The organism is Spirochaeta dissipatitropha (assembly GCF_054657935.1).
The window spans coordinates 1-22092 of sequence record NZ_BAAHXT010000007.1; the positions used below are offsets into that span (position 1 = coordinate 1).

At 48.5% G+C, this 22092-nt stretch carries 17 protein-coding genes; 12 read left to right on the plus strand and 5 right to left on the minus strand.

Annotated elements, in window-relative coordinates:
* Positions 1–108 precede the first annotated feature (108 nt).
* Positions 109–807, plus strand: a complete 699-nt coding sequence (locus tag ACYQ2L_RS09700) for a hypothetical protein (RefSeq protein ID WP_460054640.1) — start codon at positions 109–111, stop codon at positions 805–807.
* 44 nt (positions 808–851) lie between these two features.
* Positions 852–2435, plus strand: coding sequence for a hypothetical protein (locus ACYQ2L_RS09705; protein ID WP_460054641.1), 1584 nt, complete (start codon positions 852–854; stop codon positions 2433–2435).
* Positions 2436–2654: 219 nt separating this feature from the next.
* Here the strand turns inward: ACYQ2L_RS09705 and ACYQ2L_RS09710 are convergent, their stop codons facing one another.
* Positions 2655–3845, minus strand: coding sequence for an HD-GYP domain-containing protein (locus tag ACYQ2L_RS09710; RefSeq protein WP_460054643.1), 1191 nt, complete (start codon positions 3843–3845; stop codon positions 2655–2657).
* 72 nt (positions 3846–3917) lie between these two features.
* On the opposite strand from ACYQ2L_RS09710, the gene ACYQ2L_RS09715 reads away from it, so the two are divergent.
* The 6 genes from ACYQ2L_RS09715 (at position 3918) to ACYQ2L_RS09740 (ending at position 11157) form a co-directional block, all read left to right on the plus strand.
* Positions 3918–4736 carry a hypothetical protein gene (locus tag ACYQ2L_RS09715; protein WP_460054647.1) on the plus strand — a complete coding sequence of 273 codons (819 nt, stop codon included), beginning with the start codon at positions 3918–3920 and terminating at the stop codon, positions 4734–4736.
* The gene (locus ACYQ2L_RS09720; RefSeq protein WP_460054650.1) at positions 4729–5952 is read left to right on the plus strand and encodes a pyridoxal phosphate-dependent aminotransferase; all 1224 of its coding nucleotides are present in this window, start codon (positions 4729–4731) and stop codon (positions 5950–5952) included. Before ACYQ2L_RS09715 ends, ACYQ2L_RS09720 begins: the two co-directional genes overlap by 8 nt.
* A gap of 157 nt (positions 5953–6109) precedes the next feature.
* Entirely contained in the window at positions 6110–7579 is a 1470-nt protein-coding gene (gene gltX, locus ACYQ2L_RS09725) for a glutamate--tRNA ligase (RefSeq protein ID WP_460054654.1), read from the plus strand.
* 20 nt (positions 7580–7599) lie between these two features.
* Complete coding sequence (locus ACYQ2L_RS09730) at positions 7600–8946, plus strand: glycine--tRNA ligase (RefSeq protein ID WP_460054658.1); 1347 nt, start codon at positions 7600–7602, stop codon at positions 8944–8946.
* On the plus strand, positions 8939–10195 hold the full coding sequence (gene tyrS / locus ACYQ2L_RS09735; protein ID WP_460054662.1) for a tyrosine--tRNA ligase: 1257 nt from the start codon (positions 8939–8941) through the stop codon (positions 10193–10195). The genes ACYQ2L_RS09730 and tyrS overlap by 8 nt, the downstream gene beginning before the upstream one ends.
* Before the next feature lie 41 nt (positions 10196–10236).
* Positions 10237–11157: a hypothetical protein gene (locus tag ACYQ2L_RS09740; protein ID WP_460054664.1), complete on the plus strand. Its 921-nt coding sequence runs from the start codon at positions 10237–10239 to the stop codon at positions 11155–11157.
* On the opposite strand, the gene ACYQ2L_RS09745 is transcribed toward ACYQ2L_RS09740, so the two are convergent.
* Both ACYQ2L_RS09745 and ACYQ2L_RS09750 read right to left on the minus strand, forming a co-directional pair.
* Positions 11144–12109 carry a class I SAM-dependent methyltransferase gene (locus ACYQ2L_RS09745; RefSeq protein ID WP_460054668.1) on the minus strand — a complete coding sequence of 322 codons (966 nt, stop codon included), beginning with the start codon at positions 12107–12109 and terminating at the stop codon, positions 11144–11146. The genes ACYQ2L_RS09740 and ACYQ2L_RS09745 overlap by 14 nt on opposite strands.
* A complete protein-coding gene (locus ACYQ2L_RS09750) occupies positions 12109–12819 on the minus strand; it encodes a redox-sensing transcriptional repressor Rex (RefSeq protein WP_460054670.1) in 711 nt (236 codons plus the stop codon). Before ACYQ2L_RS09750 ends, ACYQ2L_RS09745 begins: the two co-directional genes overlap by 1 nt.
* Before the next feature lie 24 nt (positions 12820–12843).
* Here ACYQ2L_RS09750 and ACYQ2L_RS09755 point away from each other — a divergent pair, with 24 nt between their 5' ends.
* From ACYQ2L_RS09755 to pyrB, 4 genes are read left to right on the plus strand one after another with little or no spacing between them, the layout of a single operon-like run.
* Positions 12844–14049 (plus strand): class I SAM-dependent RNA methyltransferase, encoded by a 1206-nt coding sequence (locus ACYQ2L_RS09755; RefSeq protein WP_460054672.1) that lies wholly within the window; start codon positions 12844–12846, stop codon positions 14047–14049.
* Positions 14042–15754 carry a HEAT repeat domain-containing protein gene (locus tag ACYQ2L_RS09760; RefSeq protein WP_460054677.1) on the plus strand — a complete coding sequence of 571 codons (1713 nt, stop codon included), beginning with the start codon at positions 14042–14044 and terminating at the stop codon, positions 15752–15754. Before ACYQ2L_RS09755 ends, ACYQ2L_RS09760 begins: the two co-directional genes overlap by 8 nt.
* A gap of 20 nt (positions 15755–15774) precedes the next feature.
* Positions 15775–17301, plus strand: coding sequence for a P83/100 family protein (locus tag ACYQ2L_RS09765; RefSeq protein ID WP_460054680.1), 1527 nt, complete (start codon positions 15775–15777; stop codon positions 17299–17301).
* Positions 17298–18881, plus strand: a complete 1584-nt coding sequence (pyrB, locus tag ACYQ2L_RS09770; protein ID WP_460054682.1) for an aspartate carbamoyltransferase — start codon at positions 17298–17300, stop codon at positions 18879–18881. The genes ACYQ2L_RS09765 and pyrB overlap by 4 nt, the downstream gene beginning before the upstream one ends.
* A 4-nt stretch (positions 18882–18885) precedes the next feature.
* On the opposite strand, the gene ACYQ2L_RS09775 is transcribed toward pyrB, so the two are convergent.
* Together ACYQ2L_RS09775 and ACYQ2L_RS09780 are read right to left on the minus strand one after the other, a co-directional pair.
* Positions 18886–19284 (minus strand): ParB N-terminal domain-containing protein, encoded by a 399-nt coding sequence (locus ACYQ2L_RS09775; RefSeq protein ID WP_460054686.1) that lies wholly within the window; start codon positions 19282–19284, stop codon positions 18886–18888.
* A 39-nt stretch (positions 19285–19323) separates the two neighbouring features.
* Positions 19324–21969: a penicillin-binding protein 1A gene (locus ACYQ2L_RS09780; RefSeq protein ID WP_460054690.1), complete on the minus strand. Its 2646-nt coding sequence runs from the start codon at positions 21967–21969 to the stop codon at positions 19324–19326.
* Between the last annotated feature and the right edge of the window lie 123 nt (positions 21970–22092).

The following is a 22092-nucleotide window of genomic DNA, read 5'->3' on the forward strand; positions in this document are numbered from 1 at the left end:
CAATCAACCAGTACACTATGAAGATCGAATGATCTATTACAACCAGGGAACAATCTATGCAGTAGAACTGCCGTATAAGATCAGCCGCAAGGGGAATCTGGTATTGAAATGAAGATGTTACTACAGACAATTATACTTATTGGATTACTGGGTTTCTTGTCGGCCTGTAATCTTTTTGTTTCCGCAGATGAAAAGGAAATTCTTGGTGTCCGTGTCAGTCTGGAATCTTCGTACAACAATCCACTGCATGCTGCGGTATGGGTGGAGGGGGCCAATGGAATGCTACTGACCGGTAGTTTGGTATTAGGGCTCACTCCAGATGATGAACGGGTTATTTTTTCATATGATAATAGTCAGGGAATGTACCGAACCACCATGGCAATACCTCGTTCTGGTAATTATACAGTAATTATAAGAAGTCTGGCTGCTGAAAGTGAATACAAGATTGTAGTCCCGCATACGGCTCTGACCGAGAGACCATCTATCCAGGTGTTACGAGATTCGGCAGGTAACTCTGCTATGACCGGTTCTGAGCTGCAATCATCCAGTGATATTGAATTTGCATGGGAATCCGTTCCTTATGCAGATGTGTATCAGTTACGAATTTCCCGGGCAGGGTCTGTCCTGTACGCAGCAAATACCGAAAGTCCTGTTTACTCCCTGGATGCAGGAGTTCTGGAAGCAGGAGTATTTCAAGCCCAGGTGGTGGCGCAATCTATTTCCGGGGATGCATTTTTTCAGACCGAAAATTATTCTTCAATAAGTGAGTCCCGTAGTCCACTTCTGGTGTTTGAGGTTAATGATTGATGAGGATCTTATCAATTCTCCTGCTTTTATATGCTGTTTGCTTTATGAGTTCAATTACTGCCTGCAGAGCTGTTGTCTCCGGGTCTGATTCAGCTGATGATAATTCTGAAGCTATCTTGCGCCCCCGGGATGGGCAGGTGTTCTCCGAGACTGAAAAAATTCATTTTCTCTGGCAAGATAATGGACTTTCTACAACTTTGTCGTCTGATCTGGATGGGGTTCTTGGTACAGATAATGGATTTTTCAGGTATCTTTCGGGAGGCAATCATAGAATTAAATTAACAAGACAGGATAAGGTTTTAGATGAAGTCATGATTCATATCGAGTATGGTGCAAGAAAATCAGGAGACCGAAATACATTTGTATTGAATGATACGTTCAATGTCATACCAGTACGTGCAGGCCGGGTTGCTGCAATGTTGCGGAACCATCTTGATGAAATTGCTGAATTTGAGGTGGATAGCAATGCCTGGGAAGGTATTTCGCCTATGCAATCAAATGCTGCAGGCTTATTACTGACTGAAAAATCTGACCCCTTACGCCCGTTCGGCGCTATTACCTGCAGTATGGATTCCTGGAAGAATACCTCTCAGCCAGGAATACCACGGCTTTATGGTAATTATCAACATTTTATAATGCCTTTATCGAGTGAGGTAGTAAAGCGGGTTTTTTATTTGCCTGATTTAGAGAAATTGAATACTGGTTTATATGTGCAGATTGAGGCAGACCTGGTATATGATGATCATCATGTTCAGCTGTGGATTGATTCAGAGAGTGTCAATGATTATTCAGCTGCTGTGGCTGCAATTCAGGAAGAAATCAGCAAACTGATTGTCCCTCGGGTGCGAGCGCTTTGGGGTTGGTGGATTAGTGATGTTCCCCTTGTTATACTGTTTTCGGAAAAACTGAATCAGAACGGGAATATATTAGGTTTTTTCAATCCCTCGGATCTATTTCCTGCCAATGATTCAAATGATCGATACCCTGAGGCAGTATTTTCCAATCAGGCTCGTATGATTTACGTAGCAGTACCCTCGGGTGAGTATCCTTTTCTGGACGATATAATATTGGCAACGATCGGACATGAGCTTCAGCACCTTATCCATTTTTATACTCAGACCTATACCGAGATACAGAATGGTTTCCGGGATGCACCATATGATGAGGTTTTTCTGGCTGAAGGGCTGGCACATCTTACTGAAGTGTTGATAGGCTATGGAATTACTGGTGGAAATATTGCCTTTGTAGAGAGATTTTTTCGGTCACCTCATTTATTTCCCTTGGGTGCTAATATTGATGTTCATGGGAAACGTGATAGTGCGGGTAAACGCGGTGGTATGGTGGCCTTTCTTGCCTGGTTGGTCTGGGAGTACGGTGGTGTTGCCTGGGATGAGGATGATCCTGGTATTCTCATTGAAAACGGGGCAGTTAAACTACTGAGAGATATAATCAGTAGTCCGCACCGTGGTTGGAGAAGTATAGAATACGCAACAGGATTGAGTTCACGTGTACTATTGCAGAACTGGTTCCAGTATATACATGATCAAATCTCTTTTCCAGATCAGCTACAGTCTGAAATATATGATACACACACACTGCAGGCCTTGAATATACCTCTTGTCGGATGACCCTGGTTGATAACGGAATCCGTTTCTGTGCACTTGACAGGGCCGCCTTTACTGCCTGCCGGGAATTATGTACTGCCAGGAAAAACGTTTGCCTTGTTTCAGCATATCAGACAGCATGGGGTTCAGAATGCTGAAATCTCGGTCTCACTAAAAAACGGAAGTAATATTCTGCTTGATCAGTTGATTGTGGAGTAAATTATATAAAATATAGAAACTAACTCAGCTCTGTTCCCCGACAATTTTCTTGATTTTCGAGATTTCTTCGTTGGACAGGGGGCGGACTATTCCGTAGTTGCTGGCTTCGGTGTTGATGAGCATATGATCCTGTACGAGTTTGTCATCTGTGCTTACCAGAACTCTGACTTTCGGTGCCCGGTAGTTTCCCTGGTTGGTTTCGACAACCATGCCCTTTGATCCATTCTGGAGGAGTACATAGGTGCCGAGGGGATAGACAGAGAGAATCATGATCAGGATTCGCAGTACCGATTCATCGTACATGGTTCCTTTGCGCTTCAGCATGTCCATGAGTGATGCGTGTCCGTTAAAGGCACCGCGGAAGGGGCGTTTTGCGGTGAGTGCTGCGTAGGTACTGGCTACGTTGATTATTCTTGCATAACTGCTGATTCTGTCGCCGGTGAGTCCCCTGGGGTAGCCCGATCCGTCCATGTTTTCACGACATTCCAGAACGCCGAGACAGACACTCATGGGAAACGAGTTCTGCTTGAGTGTTTTGTAGCCAAGCAGGGTGTGGGCTGTTATGGCTTTCTTCTCTGTCGGGCTGAGCATTTTCTTGCTCATGTATATGCTTGACGGGAGCTTGATCATACCCAGCTCGTGCATGAGTGCGGCGGTACCAAGCTCTATGAGCTTATGATTCGGCATTTTCATGGTTGCGCCGATTGCAACAGAAATGATTGTTGTTTTGATGGAATGTACCACGATGTAGTTCTGGGCATCGGCATTGAACTCGGTGATCCGCAACAGGTACTGCTTGCGGTTGTGAACCTGGTCGATTATTTTCTTTACCTGTTCGGTTACGTCGTTCAGTGATACATGGCCTTGTTTGACATATATTGAAAAAATCCGCTCAAGGAAGTTTATGCTCTGCATGAAGAACTGCTGGCTTGCATCAGCTGCGGAGCTTTCTTTGGCATCTGAACTGAAACCAGCTACGGCCTGGGGTTGACCTTCTTCGGGTTCGGTTTCGTCGCCAATGGCCAGAGATGAAATCTGCTGGTCCTGCTCCGAACCTTCGCAGGATACATAATCAATTTCCCATTTTTTAAGGCGATCAATCATTTCCTGATATACCGGAATTTCCGGTGTCAGAAGAATAAACTTATCGTCCAGATAGACGGGTTGAGAATAGTATCTTCCGACGCGAAGCGTATTTACCAGTATGTCTGCCATCTTTGTACCGTTGACCCCTTATTTCAATTAAACTACACTTTTACTTCTATATATATTATAGGAGATTTCAGCATGAATTTTAAGGCAATTTTCTTACTCTTTAACATAATTATACTACTTTCTTTTGCATTTATCATATTTTTACCGTTTATTTTGCTTGATGCAGAATATACAAGATTGTTCTGGTCTTCCAACTGGTACCTTGCGGCGGTATTTTTTGCCTTCTTTGCTGGTATAAATGCGTATTTTCTGCGCTTCTGGAAGGTGTATCAACTTCTCGAACGAGAAGACTGGACTAATCTCCAGGCTTACCTCAAGGCTGAAATCTTGGACAAGCAGCGTTTTCGTTCGCAGTACCTGCGGCTCTATATTCACAATGCGGTAGTACGGTCAAAACCGTCTGAAATTCTGGAATTGAGGCAGCTACTTGAAGAGAAGAGTCCTCGAATGCATGTCCGCTTCGGACTGCTGCTTGGTTTGCCATATATCCTGGAAAATAATCATTCAGAAATGGAGAGATTCTACTCTGGTCTTCGTGGTCAAGCCACGGGCAATGATGCTGTCTGGATCGAATGGCTGTATATATTTTCTGTATTCCTTCAGCATCGGCTTGAGGAGACTAAACCATTGCTTGAAAAAATAATCAACCGCCGTCGTAACTATCTATTGCGGGCAATGGCCCTGTATATGTATGATGCAGCTGCGTACAAGGATAGGGAATCACGTGACTTTCTGGCTGCAGAGAAGGCACGCCTTAAGGCAGTGGATTCCCGGAAGCTTATGGGCATACTTGAAAAAGAAAAAGAGAATGTTGTTGTTCTTATTCTTGATCAGTTTATCCGTGATGCATTGAACTGGCTGTATGCGGATAAGGAGACATCGGATGATTGACCCGGTCAGGAAATCACAAAAGCTGGCAGATGTTTGTTATGACATCCGCGGGCCGGTTCTGAAGGAAGCCAGGCGCCTGGAGGAAGAGGGCTTTCGCATTCTCAAGCTCAACATAGGTAATCCGGCTCCCTTTGGCTTCGATGCTCCGGATGAGCTTTTTCACGATATGATTGTTAATCTGAGGAATGCCCAGGGCTATAGCGACAGCAAGGGCTTGTTCTCAGCCCGGAAAGCGGTCATGCAGCTGTACCAGAAACGCGGTCTGCTGGATGTACAGATTGAGGATATCTATATCGGCAATGGTGTCAGTGAGCTGATTTCCATGTCCATGAATGCCTTGCTGAACAACGGTGACGAGGTGCTTATTCCGGCTCCTGATTATCCTTTGTGGACTGCAGCGGTTACCCTGTCAGGTGGGAAAGCTGTTCATTATCTCTGCGATGAGCAGAGTGAGTGGCAGCCGGACCTGGCAGATATGGAAGCAAAGATCACCGATAGAACCCGGGCAATTGTGGTAATCAATCCGAATAATCCGACCGGCTCGGTCTACAGTCGGGATGTGCTGCAGAAGATCTACGATCTTGCGGCCCGGCACAAGCTTATTCTGTTTGCCGACGAGATCTACGACAAGATTCTCTACGATGATGCCGAGCATGTCTCAATAGCTACCCTTGGAGATGAGGTTCTCTGCGTTACCTTTAACGGTCTCTCAAAGGCCTACAGGGCTGCTGGTTTCCGTTCGGGCTGGATGCTGCTGACCGGACCCAAATTGCGTGCCAGCGATTACGTTGATGGACTGGATATACTTGCCAATATGCGTTTGTGCAGTAATGTACCGGCACAGTTCGCTATTCAGGCATCTCTGGGAGGGTATCAGAGTATCAATGACCTGATTCTGCCCGGCGGCAGACTGAGAGAGCAGCGCGATATTGCCTACCGTCTCCTGACCGATATCCCGGGAGTCACCTGTGTAAAGCCGAAGGGTGCCCTGTATCTCTTTCCGCGTCTGGATCCGGAAAAACTACCGATTAAAAACGATCAGGATTTCATTTTCCGGCTGCTGGTGGAAAAACGACTCCTGCTGGTGCAGGGCAGTGGTTTCAACTGGCCTGGGACTGATCATCTGAGAGTTGTGTTTCTGCCGGACAAGGATACCCTAATAGATGCCATGGGGCGATTACGGGATTTTATCGAGAAATATCCGGGCGACGCCTGAAATCCTGCTGACGCAAGGGGGCAGAGCCGCAGGCGCGCCTGCCTTCCTGCATAACTATTGATGGTCACAAATCAGTATTATATCTCTTCTGTCATACATGAATTCTCTTGCGTATGAATGATTTGCATTGCGTGGATTCTTTGGGTATACTGCGCCAATGAGTGTACGTGTACGTTATGCCCCGTCGCCGACGGGGATGCAGCATATCGGAGGAATCCGGACTGCATTGTTCAATTATTTTTTTGCACGGGCGAATGGCGGGCAATTTATTCTGAGAATTGAGGATACCGACCAGGAACGTTTTCACCCGGAGGCTCTGCAGGATATTTATGATTCCTTCCGCTGGCTTGGAATCGACTGGGATGAGGGGCCTGATCGCGGAGGCGAGTACGGTCCCTATGTGCAGTCGGAGCGGGTGGAACTGTACAGGGATTATGCCCGGAAGCTGGTGGAGTCCGGCCATGCGTACTGGGCCTACGATACTCCGGAGAGACTCGAGGAGATGCGGAAAAAGCAGGCTGAGAGCAAATCGAAGCACCAGGGTTATGATCGTTTTTTTCGGGATATGGATGAGAATGAGCGTGAGGAGTACCGTAAGCAGGGGATTCCCGGGGTTATCCGCTTCAAGGTTCCGCTTTCCGGTGAGACCGCTATTCATGATCTGGTTCTGGGCGATATAAAACGGAAAAACGAGGATGTGAGTCCTGATCCGGTTCTGCTGAAGAGTGACGGGTTCCCGACCTATCACCTGGCGAATGTGGTGGATGATCATCTCATGGGTATCAGCCATATAATGCGTGCACAGGAATGGATTCCTTCAGCTCCGCTGCATGTGCTGCTGTACCAGGCCTTTGGCTGGGAAGCGCCGCAGTATGTACATCTGCCGATGGTTATGGGCAAGGACGGGCAGAAGCTGTCAAAACGTCACGGGTCTACGAGTCTGCAGGAGTTCGTAAAGCAGGGATATCTTCCCGAGGCAATTATTAATTATGTATCGCTGCTGGGTTGGGCTTTTGATGACAAGACGGAGTTTTTCAGCCGTGAAGAGCTTGAGAAGGTGTTTTCGGCTGAGAAAATTGCGAAGAGTCCGGCGGTTTTTGATTACCGTAAGCTCGAATGGTTCAATGGTCAGTATATCCGGCAGAAGAGCAATGGCGAATTGCGGGAGCTGCTGTTGCCGCTGCTGGCCGGGGCGGGATTGATTTCCGAAGAACCGAGTGCCCGGGAGTCTTTCCTGATTGACGGGGCAGTGCCGCTTGTGAAGGAGCGTTTGAAGTTCCTGACGGATGCACCGGAAGCCTTATCGTTTCTGTTCAGGGAGCCGGAGGGGATTACTGCAGAGAATCTGATTCCGAAGAAGAGTGATGCGGAGTCAACTCTGAAAGCCCTGGAGCTTGCGGCAGAGATTCTTGGTGATTTTGCTGATCTTGATGAAGAAGGGTTTGATGCTCGTTTTCACAGCTGTGCTGAGGAGAACGGGATGAAGGTGGGAGCCTTGATGATGCCGGTGCGAATTGCGGTTACCGGTTCGAAAATGTCTCCTCCGTTACATGGCAGCATTGCGCTGCTGGGAGCCGAACACGCAATCCGTCGGATTCGCGTGGCTGCGGAAATTCTGAAAGACTGATTACAGAAAGGGATTGCTATATGAGTGATAAAAAACAGATCAAGAACAAGGAAATGGAGAACATTGTTTCTCTTGCCAAGCGGCGCGGGTTTATTTTTCCGTCCTCCGAGATTTATGGCGGATTGTCTTCAGCCTGGGACTACGGTCCCTTAGGTGTGCAGCTCAAGAACAACCTGCAGCAGTTCTGGTGGCGGGAAATGACGCAGCTTCATGATAATATTGTCGGTATTGATGCTTCTATTATGATGCACCCCCGCGTATGGGAGGCCAGCGGCCATGTAGAGAACTTCTCCGATTTAATGGTTGAGGATACGGTAACCAATGAACGTTTCCGCTTCGACCTGCTGCCCGAGGAATGTCAGAAGGAAATGAAGAGCCCGAAGGGGAATCCCCTGTCAGAGCCGAGGCAGTTCAACCTGATGTTTTCAACCCACCTCGGACCGGTGGCTGATTCCGGTTCCAAGGTGTATCTGCGTCCGGAAACAGCACAGGGCATCTATGTGAACTTCAAGAATGTGGTTCAGACTGCCCGGGTAAAGGTGCCTTTTGGTATTGCCCAGGTCGGAAAGGCTTTCCGGAACGAGATCGTGACCAAGAATTTTATTTTCCGTACCTGTGAGTTTGAACAGCTGGAAATGCAGTATTTTGTCCATCCGAAAGAGGATGAGAAATGGTTCGAGTTCTGGAAGGAGCAGCGGATCCGTTATTATGACAAGTTGGGTATTCGTCCCGAGAAGCTGCGTTTCCATCAGCACGGGCCCGATGAGCTGGCGCACTATGCGAAGGATGCTTTTGACATTGAATATGAATTCCCCTTCGGCTGGAAAGAACTTGAGGGTATTCATAACCGGACAGATTTTGACTTGAGCCGGCACAGCGAATTCTCCGGTAAGGATCTGACCTACCTGGATGATGGCAGCAACGAGCGTTTTCTGCCGTATATCATTGAAACCTCAGCCGGTTTGACTCGCGGACTTCTTATGGCTCTCTGCGATGCCTATGAAGAGCAGGAACTCGAAGGCGGGGACAGCCGGACTGTGTTGCGTTTTCATCCGAATATCGCACCGATTACGGTAGCGGTTTTTCCTCTGGTAAAAAAGGATGGTCTGTCCGAGCTTGCACGTGAGATCGAGAAGGAGCTCCGTGAGGATTTCAGCACATTCTACGATCAGAGCGGGGCGATCGGGCGTCGATACCGTCGGATGGATGAGGCCGGAACACCATATTGTATTACCGTTGACTATGATACCAAGGATGATCAGACCGTGACCCTGCGTTATCGTGACAGCATGGAACAGGTCAGAATTCCGAGAAGCGAACTGGTTCAGCATATCAAGCAGGCCAGCAAGGAGTATCGCCGTGTCTGATTTCAATGGAGCCAGTGCTCTCAAGGTGCTTGAGGAGCGCGGTTTTCTGCAGCAGTGTACCGACCGTGAGGGGCTTGAACGGCTACTCTCGGATGGTCCTGTGCGTTTCTATGTCGGTTTTGATCCCACGGGGAGCAGTTTGCATGCAGGGCATATGGTGCCGATGTATGCGATTGCTCACCTGGCGATGGCCGGGCACAAGCCGATAGCCCTGGTGGGCGGTGGTACGGCCAGAATCGGTGATCCCTCAGGCAAGTCCGAAATGCGGAAAATGCTCACTATCGAACAGATTCAGCAGAACGCGGTGAGCATAGGTGAACAGCTGCGCTCATTCCTGGAGCGGACGGTCGGGGACAGTGCAGAAATAAACCTGGTCGATAATGCCGATTGGCTGGCCGGGCTGAACTATATAGATTTCCTGCGTGATGTAGGGAAGCATTTTTCCGTGAATCGCATGCTTACATTCGAGGCCTACAAACAGCGTCTGGAAACCGGACTGAGTTTTATCGAGTTCAATTACCAGCTGCTTCAGAGTTATGATTTCTTTGTTCTGAATCGTGACCAGGGTGTAAGGCTTCAGATCGGGGGAGATGATCAGTGGGGTAATATTGTTGCCGGCATTGATCTTACCAGGCGTCTCGGGGGTCCGGAACTTTTTGGGCTGACCATGCCTCTGGTGACCAGAGCCGACGGCAAGAAAATGGGGAAATCAGAGAAAGGGGCTGTTTTCCTTGATCCCGAAATGTATACTCCCTATGATTTCTTTCAGTACTGGCGGAATGTGCCGGATGCGGATGTAAGAAAGTTTCTGCTGATTTATACCTTCCTTCCTGTAGATGAAATCAATGAATTGACTTCCTGTGAGGGACAGGCTCTGAATGCAGCCAAGGAACGTCTGGCGTATGAGCTGAGCAGGCTGGTGCATGGTGATGCTGCGGCGGATGAAGCGCTGGCCGGGGCCCGTGCAGCGTTTGCTGGAGCAGGCAGCCGGGAGCAGATGCCAGGCAGTGAAATTGAACGAACCAGACTTGTAGCTGGTATTCCGCTGGTCGATCTGTTTGTCGAGACCGGTCTCTGCGCTTCAAAAAGCGAGGTCCGACGTCTGATCAAGCAGGGTGGGGCCAAAATAAACGACAGTAAAATCAATGATCCCGAAGCAGTAGTTTCAGAGGATTCTCTGAGCGGTTCCGAGGCTGAGATGGTTCTCAGGGCCGGGAAGAAACGCGTGCATCGGCTGACAGTAGTATAGGCCTGATTTTGCTTGCCTGCATGGCAGAGGAGAGGCATTGTATGTCTGGTAAAGATGAAATTTCTGCTGATTTACCTGGAGTCCCTGGTGAGAAGAAGCTTTCTGAACAGAGAGCCCAGGTGATTATAAGGCGGGCTATTGAACTGCAGCATGCTGCGGACCAGGCGAGCATGTCGTCTCATGATCAGCAGAACCAGGAGGACCGGCGGCATGATGCCGGTGCCGATGGAAGCGGTATGGACGTGGGGATCATCAAGGCTGCGGCAATGGAGGCCGGTGTTGAAGCCGGGAAGTTCCGGATTGCACTGGCTGAATCGGAATTGCTGCAGTATACCGGACGTACTCCTGAGGACAGGCTTCGTTCTGCTGAGTCCTATCTCGGATCACGTGAGCGTTGTATCGTTCATACAGCTGTAATCAACGGGGCTGCGGAGCTTGTGTATAATAGCCTGATTGATTTATTCAAAAACGAGATATACGGCCTGAATATATCCGGGGTTTCGGATGTGCCGGATGATGCAGGTGAAAAACCCCTTATTGCCGTTTCCCTTGACAGTTCTGCGGTCTGGAGTCTTGAGTCCGCCAAAAAACTTGAATATGCCAATGGGCTCTGGTATGGAGATGTGAAGGAATTCCTGGTTGTTGTTGAATCGCAGGCAGAAAACCGGACTGCAGTAACCCTCTATGCACCGCTTGAAAGATCCCTTTCACTCAACAGTAAAATCGGCAAATGGCTTGCAGCTGTACTCAGCCCGGCTGCTGCTGTTGCAATATTTGCCCTGTCCTCATCTGCTGGACTGGCATTACCGGCTGCCGCCGGTACTGCTCTTGTCACCAGCCTTGCCGGATGGTTCCTGTTGCGGAAGGGAATCCGTTCTCTGTATAAATGGGGTGTTTCAAAATCCAGGGCCAGCCTCAGGAAAATTCTGAATCAGCTTGAGCTGAATCTCAGAATTCCCTGAGCATCTCCCAGCATCTGTGTATTTTCAGATTCCGGAAGTCCTCCGGAATAGTGCGTGGGGTCAGTTCTCTGACCTTCATCTGCCGAGGAATTTCCTGCTCGGAGAGTTTGAACTTCCTGAAATTGGTTGAAAAAAGCAGGATGCCCTGATTCGTCAGCAGTTTGCTGCAGCTTTCTATGAGTTTGATATGGTCACGCTGTACGTCAAGCACGCCTTCCATTTTCTTGCTGTTGGAGAAGGTAGGTGGATCAAGAATGATTATGTTGAAACGTTCTGATTTCTGTACAGCCTCTTCCAGATACGCAAAAACATCCATATTGAGGATTTCATGTTTTCCGGGAAAGGGGCCGTTAAGATCCATGTTTCGGCGTGCCCATTCGCAGTAAGTATGTGAGAGATCCACGGACAGGGTCTGTTCGGCACCACCGGCAGCTGCGTATACACTGAATGATCCGGTATATGCGAAGAGATTCAGAACCCTGGCTCCAAAAGCCATATCCATGACATATTTCCGTGTGGTGCGATGGTCGAGAAACAAGCCCGCGTCCACATAATCAGACATGTTGAGGATAAACTTCAGGCCGTATTCTTTTCCGATTACTTCAACCTGCTGCTGATCGAATTTTTCGTACTGGCTTTTTCCCCGCTGACGCGTCCGCGATTTCATGAATACGCGCTCAAGTGGTACGCCAACACCTCTGGCAGCAGCTTCGCGCATCGCTTCGAGCCATATTTCATGCTCCTCGGGAGTACGGTCATGAGGGCGGTCGAATTCGGCCATATTCAGATGCCCTTCATATTCATCGATTATAAAGGGAATTTCCGGAATATCACGCTCGTACAGCCGGAAGCAGCTTATGTCATTTCGCTTCGCCCATTTCCATAAATGCCGGCGGCGTTTTTTAAGTCTGTTGATCAGCATATCCTGCTGAAATGCAATAGTGTCCTGCATTAGTAATCCTTTTGTGCAGTCTGGAGATCACCGGAGACGCTTGCATCCGGTAGAACTCCGGATTCCTCCATTCGTTCAGCCTCTGCCAGTCCCATTTTAACCGATAACACGGCATAGCCGGAGGATAGATCCTCTTTCTGAACAACGATGCCTGGCGGTAATTTCAGCTTGACGTTGGTGTAGTTCCAGATTGCCTGTATGCCTGCAGCCACGACCCTGTCAGCCGTTTCCTGAGCTACATACGAGGGGACTGTAAGTATAGCTATTTCCGGTTTATTAAGTGGAATAAAGCTTTCCAGCTGATCCATTGGAAGGACCTGGGTCCCGTTAATCATTGAGTTCTGCCTGGCGGGGTCAGTATCAAAAGCTGCAATAATGGAGAGTCCATTCCTCTTGAATTCACTGTAGCCCAGCAGGGCCGTTCCCAGGTTACCTGCACCCATCAGAATGGCACTGTTGATCTGGTTCCAGCGTAGAAAGGAGGATATAGCGCTGAGCAGTTCATTAACCGAGAATCCAACCCGCGGTTTGCCGACGATGCCGGTGACTGCCAGGTCTTTTCTGACCTGAATCGGTTCCAGTTCAAGTTCCTCGGCGATAATTGTTCCGGATATAAATTCCAGCCCATCACGTTTTGCGGCCTCAACGACCTGCAGATAGGATGGTAGGCGTTTGATAGTAGGTAGACTTGCCGGGCGGGTGTTGTTCATCCGCGCCTCCTTCATAATTCTTCCGTGTACGGATATTTATTGAATCCGAAGATATTACCTGATAGTATATACCAGTCGCGGGAGGTTGTCATCTTAAATAGTGCATTAAATATCGATTCGCTGCATGAAATATGCATTGAGCGTTTATTATCCGATGGACGCGGCATGGGCCGCATTGACGGTCTTGTTTGCTTTGTTTCCGACGCCGTTCCCGGTGACACCTTACTGGTTAAAATCACGGCGGTCAAGAGCGGCTATGCCGAAGCTGAGATTGCTGAAATCCACGAGGCATCGGAATACCGCGTTGAACCCTTTTGCAGGCATTTCGGCGAGTGTGGAGGTTGCCGTCTGCAGCATATTGATCCTGGTATGCAGTTCCGGTTGAAGTGTGATTCATTTCTTGATTCCATGAAGAGAATCGGGAAAATACCGCTGGACAGGCTGCCCGAATTGCAGAGGATCAAGGGCCGGGATAAAGGATATCGGAACCGTATGCGTTTTGCTGCTCTACCGGATGCTGAGTGGGGACTCCGAAAGCGTTCTTCAGTAGATGTTTTTCCTGTCTGGGAGTGTCCGGTTGCCCATCCAGGGATTCAACATGCGCTCCAGACCTCTGCATGTCCGCAGCACATCAGGTCAGGGAATGATTTTTCTGTATTTGCCGATGATAATGCAGTGTTTTTTTCAGGTGAGTTGGCTCACACCGGGTTGCTGGGGCATAGTTTTTCATTCATGGCCGATGATTTCTTTCAGAGTAATACCGGCGTTTTTGAAAAGTCGATCGACCCGATATGTTCCGGAATACAGGAAGGGCTGGTGGCAGATCTTTACGGCGGTATTGGAGTGCTGGCTTATTTTGCAGCCGAGCAGAACAGGGCTGTGAGTTCACTGTCTGTCGACTCATCTGATTCAGTACGAACTTCTGATGCCAGAATAACCTTCAGAAAGATGAGTGTTGAGAAATGGGTCTCCAGCCCTGAATCTGGTACCTTTTTCAGCTGTATTATCCTGGATCCCCCCAGACCGGGATTATCAAAGAAGGTTCTTTCCTATCTGACGGATCAGGCACGCAGCAGTGAAGTTCGTTATATGAGCTGTAATCCTGATACTTTTGCAAGGGATGCAGGGGATCTGCTCAGAAAAGGCATGCAGCTGAAATCCCTGTATGCAATGGACTTTTATCCCCACACGGCTCATCTGGAGGTTCTTGGAGTTTTTACTTATGCATAGCAAGAGAAATTCCGGAACCTGGCTGGTTTTCTTTCTTCTGTTTTTCCTGCCGGTACTGTCTCTGCATTCAGAGCGGCTACAATGGCATTATACCGCATCAGGTGCTGTGCCGGCTTTTCCCTTGATCATGGACGGAAGTAGAGAAGCAGTTTTTCATGCCGACAACCGAAGAATCTATATTCTGGATACGGTTACAGGACAGATCCGGCATCAATTCCAGACAGGCTTACGCCCGGGAAATTCCCTGCAGACTTTCTCCTCAGGAGATTTCCTTCTACAGCTCTACAGCGGTGGACTGGCACGGTATTCGTTAAAGAAGGGTGTCCAGTGGCTCAGTCAGCCGAGAATCTCGGTGCCACAGCTGCAATTCTCGGATTTATATCCGTTCAGAATGTTTTATGAGCCTGTTCAGGCTTCAAATGGATATGTTCTGCAGTTTGACAGAAGCGGTATCATACGTGCGTTTAATCCGCGGGGACATTTCCTCTGGTCCGTTCAGCTGGATTCAGAGATATCAGGCCAGCCCATAGCATGGCAGGGAGGCGCACTTGTTCCTTCTCCTGAAGGATTGCTTTCCTGGGTAGCCTGGGATGGAACAACAAGCCGGTTTACAGATTTCACTGCTCCTCTTGAGTCGCTAAGCAGGCTGTATAATGACAGAATTGCTGCTGCTATTGCCCTGCCGGAAAACAGGAGCGGGGTTGCTGTTTTAGATAGTCAAGCCGGGGTACGGGCTGCCATGGAAACAGAGAGTCCAGTCCTGTCTGTGTCAGCGGCTTCTTCATCGGCCTACGGTTCAGCTTCTGTTCTGATTCATACAGCAGACGGAATCATTCTCTGGCTATACGAGGAAGGAAGAGAGATTAAACATGCTGTGGCAGGAGACTTTGCTGTTCCGGCAAGCGATGGAACCGTGTATGTAGCACGGAAAAGTGGACGCATTATGCAGCTTGATCCAAGATACGGAATTCTCTGGGAAACACGTTTGCCAGGCGGCGCCGAAATTCAGGGGATTCAGCTTCTGGGAACCGGCGGACTTCTGGTTCAGGATAATCAGTGGACCCAGTTTTTCTACGATGCACCAGCGGCTATTGCAAGGATACTGCCCAGCCTGGATAGAGGGATTTCAAGACATGCGGATTATGAGATTTTCCGTGCACAGATTGCTGATACTCCGAATCAGGGGGCCCGGAATTTCGTTGAGCGCGTGGAAGAACGTCTGGATGGCAACAGGGCTGCCGGCAGAATAGATGGATACAGCGAGCTGCTGAAACAGGTGGTAACCTCAGGTGCTGGTATCGATCCACGGATACGGGAGCAGGCAGTGATGCTGCTGGGTCGAATCGGCGGAAGCAGGCAGGCTCAGTTCCTGGTTGAGCTGGCTGCCCGGGAACAGAATGCCAAGGTCCTGGGTGCTGTGTTTCGCTCATATGGTGACAGTGCTGTTGACAGCAGCGGGCTTGCTAATGTGCAGCAGCTGATCCAGCGTGAAAGCAGGCAGCGGAGAGATTCCGCTGTTGCGGGTGGAGCTTTATCACTTCTGAGATCTATCCAGCCATATATTGCTGAAACGGATATGCCAATAGCTAAAGCTATTTGTCAGGAAATACTGGAGAATGCATATATTCCTGCATTACGTTATGCAGCCTCTGATCTTCTGCGGGAGCTTTCCTCTGGTTTTTTGCAGGAAAACAGGTTAAGGTAATAAATGAAGAGGAGAGGTTTATGCTAGATACGAAGCAAATGTTTTTTGCATTTCTGCTCACTGTTTCCTTCATACTGCCAGTTCATGGTTTTGAAGTGGTCGAAGAGGAACTACAGTTTGACGAACCTCCACAAATAGAATTCGAAAACTATACCGGACCGCGCAGTATTATATCAACCGCAGAGGAAATAGCAGGAATCGGTCGATTTCTGGGTACCGCCAGAGAGCGGCAGTTGAATGAGTTGAGGTATGTGAATCGGTATAGAATTGTCCGTGCTGTGGATCGTGATGCCCCGATTGGACTTCATGCTGATATTCTTTTTATTCTTGAAGATGCACGTGTTGATCATATAGATAATATCCGCCGCATTCTCAGTGCTTATCTTTCCGAGACCTACGGATACAGCTCTGCTGATGCAGCTTTGCTGGCACGCTTTATAACTGTATATAATGCAGTGCATCATCAGGATCTTGAGTTTTATACTGCCCGCTATACCCCGCATGTCCTCAGCTTTCTGAGCCCTTCGGGGGCTGGTCTTCCCCTAAGTTATCGCCAATGGCCCGGAAATAGTGAAATTTTAATACCCATACGTGATCCGGATGCAACTGGACGCCTGGGAATTATTGGTCCTGGTGAGCTTATAGACCCTGCTGTAATGGAGGATCTTCGCTCAAGACGGGATATGGGGCTTGAAGAGCGTCGGGATATGGTTGATTTCCTGGAGCGGCTTATTGAGGAAGAAACACAGGAAGCCGAATCCGAGCGGGCAGATATTGCTGCTGAACGGGAAGATATTGATGAACAGCGTACCGCTCTGGATGCTGAACGTGAAGAAATTACCGGGATGGAAGAACCTGATCCCGAGCGACTTGCTGAAATCGACGAAGAGGAAGAAAGGATAATTGAGCGTGAGAGGGAAATCGAGGAGCGGGAAGAAAGGGTTACTGAACGCGAAACACAAACTGAAGAGGTTCGGGAAGAGCTTGATCGTTTGCGGGAAGATATCGTAGATGACCGCGAAGAAATTATCGATGCAGATCCACAGGAGGAAGTCACAACTGCCGTTGGTCTTCCCGGACTGTTTCCTATGATGCTGGTCGTAGATACAGGTCCATTGCTCAGGAGTCAGCTGGTGCTGGTAGAGAAAAGCAGCGGACGCATTGCCGGACGTTCTACCGCTTCGAATCTTATCGGACGGCAGATGCTGATCAGACCAGAGGGTATAATTGCTGTGAGCGGGACACAGAACGCAGCTTATCTGAGTCGCTTCGATCAGGAGTCACTACAGCTTGTTCAGCAATCTGAAGAGCAGGTAGTGCCTTCCGCTGCACTTGTGTTTGCCAATGGGCTTATACTTACAGCAGTTGTGGATGGTAATAATGCTTACCTCGCCGGATTTACCCCGGATCTGAGTCTTGTGCAACGGTCTGAGATACGGATTTTACCGCACAGCGCAATAGTTCTTGAAGATAATCTTGTGTATGTACAGACACCAGACAATAGAATTGTAGCACTTAATACCGACAACCTGGAGATAATAGAGTGAGCGTAAGGAATCAGCATCCTTTTCTCGGCAGAAATGTTTCTGTAGTAAGGGATTTAAGTATCGATGAGCAGCGGTATCTATATGATTCTGCAAGGAAGATCAAGAAAGCCATCCTGAGCGGAGAGCCGCTTGATGAGTTCAGATCCATGGATTCTGATCTCGGCGCATACCTGGTTTTTCTTGAGGATAGTACCCGAACCAAGGAGTCATTCCGAAACGCTGCCAAGTTTCACGGGGTTAAGGTAAATGATTTTGATGCCAAAAGTTCTTCATTTGCCAAAAAGGAAACCCTGACTGATACCATGAGAATGCTGTACGGTTACAGCTCGCGGTCAATATTCATGGTTCGAAGCCGTCTTGAGGGGACCTGTTTGTGGCTGCATCGTGTGCTGTCGGAATACGGAAAAACATCCGGGTTACCTCAGCCCGCAATAATTAACGCAGGTGACGGCCGACACGAACACCCAACCCAGGAATTTCTGGACGAATTCAGTTTTCTAGAAGAATTAAACTGGAATACTGACAGCATTCACCTGGCCCTTGTCGGAGATCTGTTTCATGGACGTACCGTTCATTCTAAAGTCGATGGCCTGAGGATTTTCAAGAAGGTAACCGTCGACCTTATCGCCCCTAATGATTTACGCTTGCCTCAGTACTACCGTGAACGCATGACCGGCTGTGGATTTACGGTTCGTGAGTTCCAGTCGATAGATGATTATCTTGCCAGTGGAAATTGTGCCCGGCTCTGGTATTTTACACGGCTGCAGCTTGAGCGTATGGGGGACAAGGTCCGCGACAATGCAGATTTCCTCAGATATTCTGTAAGCATGAGAAGGGATCATTTACCTTTAATGCCGGCAGGATCCAGATTGTTCCATCCACTTCCAAGGCATGGCAGTATGCCCACTATTCCGCAGTTTCTGGATGGAACATCCCTGAATGCCTGGGATATACAGTCAATGAATGGCTATTTCACCAGAATAGCTCTCATTGGTATGCTTTCTGGAGTACTCGGTCATGATTTTCTCGGTGCCGGTCCAAAGAAGTCTGAATTATCAGAAGATATTCTGGTTGATGTTCCGATTGTCAAAAAATCAAAACCAAACTTCAAGGTTGGAATTAAACCGGTCGAGCGGGGGATTGTTATTGACCATATCGGCCGTGGAAATCAGCCTGAAGAAATATGGGACCATATAGACAAGATCCGCCGGATTCTGGGGCTTCACTGTGTCAGTTCTCATGGTGTGTATCTCGGACACAGCGGAAAAAACTACAAGGGACTGATCTCAATACCTGGTGAAGCGTATATGGATGAACGGCGCATGAAAATGCTCGCTGCAATTGCACCTAATGTTACTGTGAATATGATTGAAAACGCTGACGTTTTCAGAAAAGTCCGATTGAATATGCCCCCCCGGGTATATGGATTCGATGCTATTTCCTGCAGAAATCCTGACTGCATTGCACATCCTGACAATGGGGAATATGTCGAGCAGGAATTCATACGATACGGACAGGATTCATTTGTATGTGTGTATTGTGAGAAGCCGCACAGCTACCGGGAAATCTGGGACGATTGATGGCTTATCTGCGTCGGAACAGAGATCGAATCCGTGCAAGCAGGCGCTGAAATGAGAGACGGATACGTGTCCATAAAGAAGGGCGGCGGAGACGTTCCAGGCGGAGAAATGCATCGGTTTCCTCATCATCGGTAAAGGCTTTACGGTGGAGATTCTCGTCGATTTCCATTTCGACCAGATCGGCCTCATCCGTATTGCTCACTCTTCTGACCTGAACACTCGTCCAACCAATCTCTTTTGCTGCCTGTAATCTGCGAAAGCCGGCTATAAGTGTATTGTCCTGACTGACTATAATAGGATTCAGCATGCCATAGTGCTTCAGGCTTTCTTTCAGTCCGCTTAAATCACCTATATCGCGCCTGATGCGCTCTTCAATGCGTATATCCTGAATATTCAGTTCCATAATACTTTCCTCATACAAGGCATCTCATGTTTAAATCAATCAATCCAGCAGGGGATTGGAATAATCCTCTTCTTCCGGAAGAATCAGTCCGTCCGGATCATCGGAAAAAGTCCAGTCAAAATCCGCTTCTTCAGAGTCATCAAGAAGATTTACCGGATCGCTGCTTATAGTTTCATCATTAAGCAATGAAGAGTCAAGCGAAAGATTAATCCCGAGATCCTGCGCACTGAACCTCAGGCTGTCGACACTCTGCAGTCCGCGCAGTGGATTTCCGGCGCCTAATCCTCCTGATTCGATGCTACCAGCCATTCTCTGCAGAAGACGCTGATTCTGTTCCTGCTCGAATTGGTCGAGGGTATCAAATTCGGTTGGTTCCGTTCCGCTTATAAAAACCTCTGTCAGGGTACTGCCTGAAAAACCTTCCGGCACCAGTAATCCTGAACGTGCACTGACTTCCACCTCTGTTATTCCGGTAGTAGGTCGATCGAATTCACGGATCTCGAGTCCCTTGTGATAATCATGCATGAATCTTGCCCAGATCGGACCAGCTGTAACTGCACCAGTCTGATTAATTCCAAGACTCTGGCCTGGTCTGTCAAAACCTATCCATACAGCGGTCGATACGTACGGTGAATAACCTACCGTCCAGGCAGCAGACCAGTTCTGTGTAGTTCCGGTTTTACCAGCAACTGGCATTCCTCCGAAACCGCCAGCTGCATATCGAGCATAATTCAGGGTTCCATCGCCCCGCTCAACCGTTGAGCGAAGCATATCCGTCATAATGTATGCAGTCTGAGGTGTGAGAATCTGTGCTTCAGCACGGCTGCGGCGCTGCTGGGCTTGTCTTAGCTGACTCTCCGGTTCCGAAATAACCCGCCCGTTTCTGTCTTCTATATAACGGATACCGATTGGATCAACCTTTTGTCCTCGATTTGCGAAGGTGGCAAAAGCTAATGACATCTCTATAGGAGATACAGCGATTGTGCCGAGAGCAACCGGGTAACGGCGTTCAAAGCCACGAGCTGTCATCTGGTTTTCCGGTATACCCAGGAGTCGGGCCGAAATATTAAAGGCACTCGTAAAACCGACATCGTTCAGAATTTTTACTGCAGGTACATTCATGGAACGGTATAATGCCCTACGAACCAGCACAGGTCCTTCCCATGACCCACGGTAATTTCTCGGAGTATACGGAGATCCGTCGTCATTCCAGAACACAACAGGGGAGTCATAGATTCTGGTAGCTGTGGTGACAACCTTGTCTTCGATCGCGGCTGCATAGAATAATGGTTTATAGGCTGATCCCGGCTGAACTCTGGCTTGTGTTGCCCTATTGCTCTGGTTTCGGCCTTCAAACTGACTACCGCCAACCATGGCCTTTATATAACCGGTATCCGGTTCGATTGCTATCAAAGCACCTTGTACAGTACTCTGCTGCACCAGTGCTTCAGTTTTGATATTTGCAGCCTGTACTGCTATACGTGCCGGATATTGTTCGGTTTCTCCGAAATTCAGGCCAAGCAGGCCGAGCATTGGATTAATCTCTGTCAGAAAATATTGTTCTGCTTTCTGGAGCTGTCGTGCGTCAGCGATCCTGATATCTGGAATGTTGAAAGCAAGACTGAGCATGTCAATTATTCCGACAAATACATCATCCGCATGATCCTGTCTTTGCTGTATATTTCGGTTATAGATGCGGTTAGCGGAGTTCACACCCTGTACGAGATGCCTCTGCGCCGATTCCTGGGCATCTATATCCAGAGTTGTATATACACTGTACCCGTCCCTGTAGATGTCACTGGTGCCCAGCAGTATCTCGTTCTGGAGCTGTACACGTACATATTCACTGAAATAGGGGGCTCTGTCCTCTCGGTCAAAAAAGGCAGTAGCACTTGTTGCACGTGAGTAGTCAAAATTTGACCAGTACTCGTAGAACGCAGTGTCTGCCTCCTCACGGGTGACATACTCAAGATCAACCATCTGATTGAGAATTGTCTGCTGCATCTGTCGTGCTTCATTCGGTCGCCTGAAGGGATTGTAGAGACTTGGATTAGCCAGCTGTATTACCAGCATAACGGATTCAGCTACTGAAATATCACGGGCACTTTTATTGAAGTAAAACTGACTGGCGGCCTCGACTCCATAAGTGTTGGCGCCGAAATACATTCGATTAAGATATTCTGCAATTATCTCGTTTTTAGTCCAGTTTCGCTCGAGCTGAAATGCCCACCAGAGTTCTTTCAGCTTTCGGAGTACACTAATGTCCTGCCGGTCCGCGAACATGTGACCCGCGACCTGCTGTGTAATAGTCGATCCACCTGAAAAATAGCGTTTGAGTAAGTTATTATATGCTGCTCTGATTGTATGACGCAGGCTGAAGCCGCTGTGCTCAAAAAAATTCTGGTCTTCACGCGTAACCAGTGCATATACCAGATGTGTAGGCATTTCATCCAGGGCGAGTATCTCACGTTTCTCATCCGAGAAAAACTGGGTGATGAGTCGGCCGTTAATATCATATACCTGTGTTGGGAGCGCTGTGGTCTGATCCGCGACGGACTCGAAATCCGAGATATTGTTCATGGCTGCAAGGGCCATGCCAAGACTGATGCCAACAGCCAGCGCTACCGTTCCGGTGAACAGGGCAAGGAAGCCTATAACCACCTTCTTCGGTCTAGTGAATTTCATAGAATGCAGATTACTTTTACGTCTATCCTTTGTCAAGGAAGGCAGGCCCCGCTGCTGTAGCTCAGAGGGCTGCTTTTGGCTATTCCGGCAGGCTGAGCAGACGGGCGTGCGGTGGATAAAAAA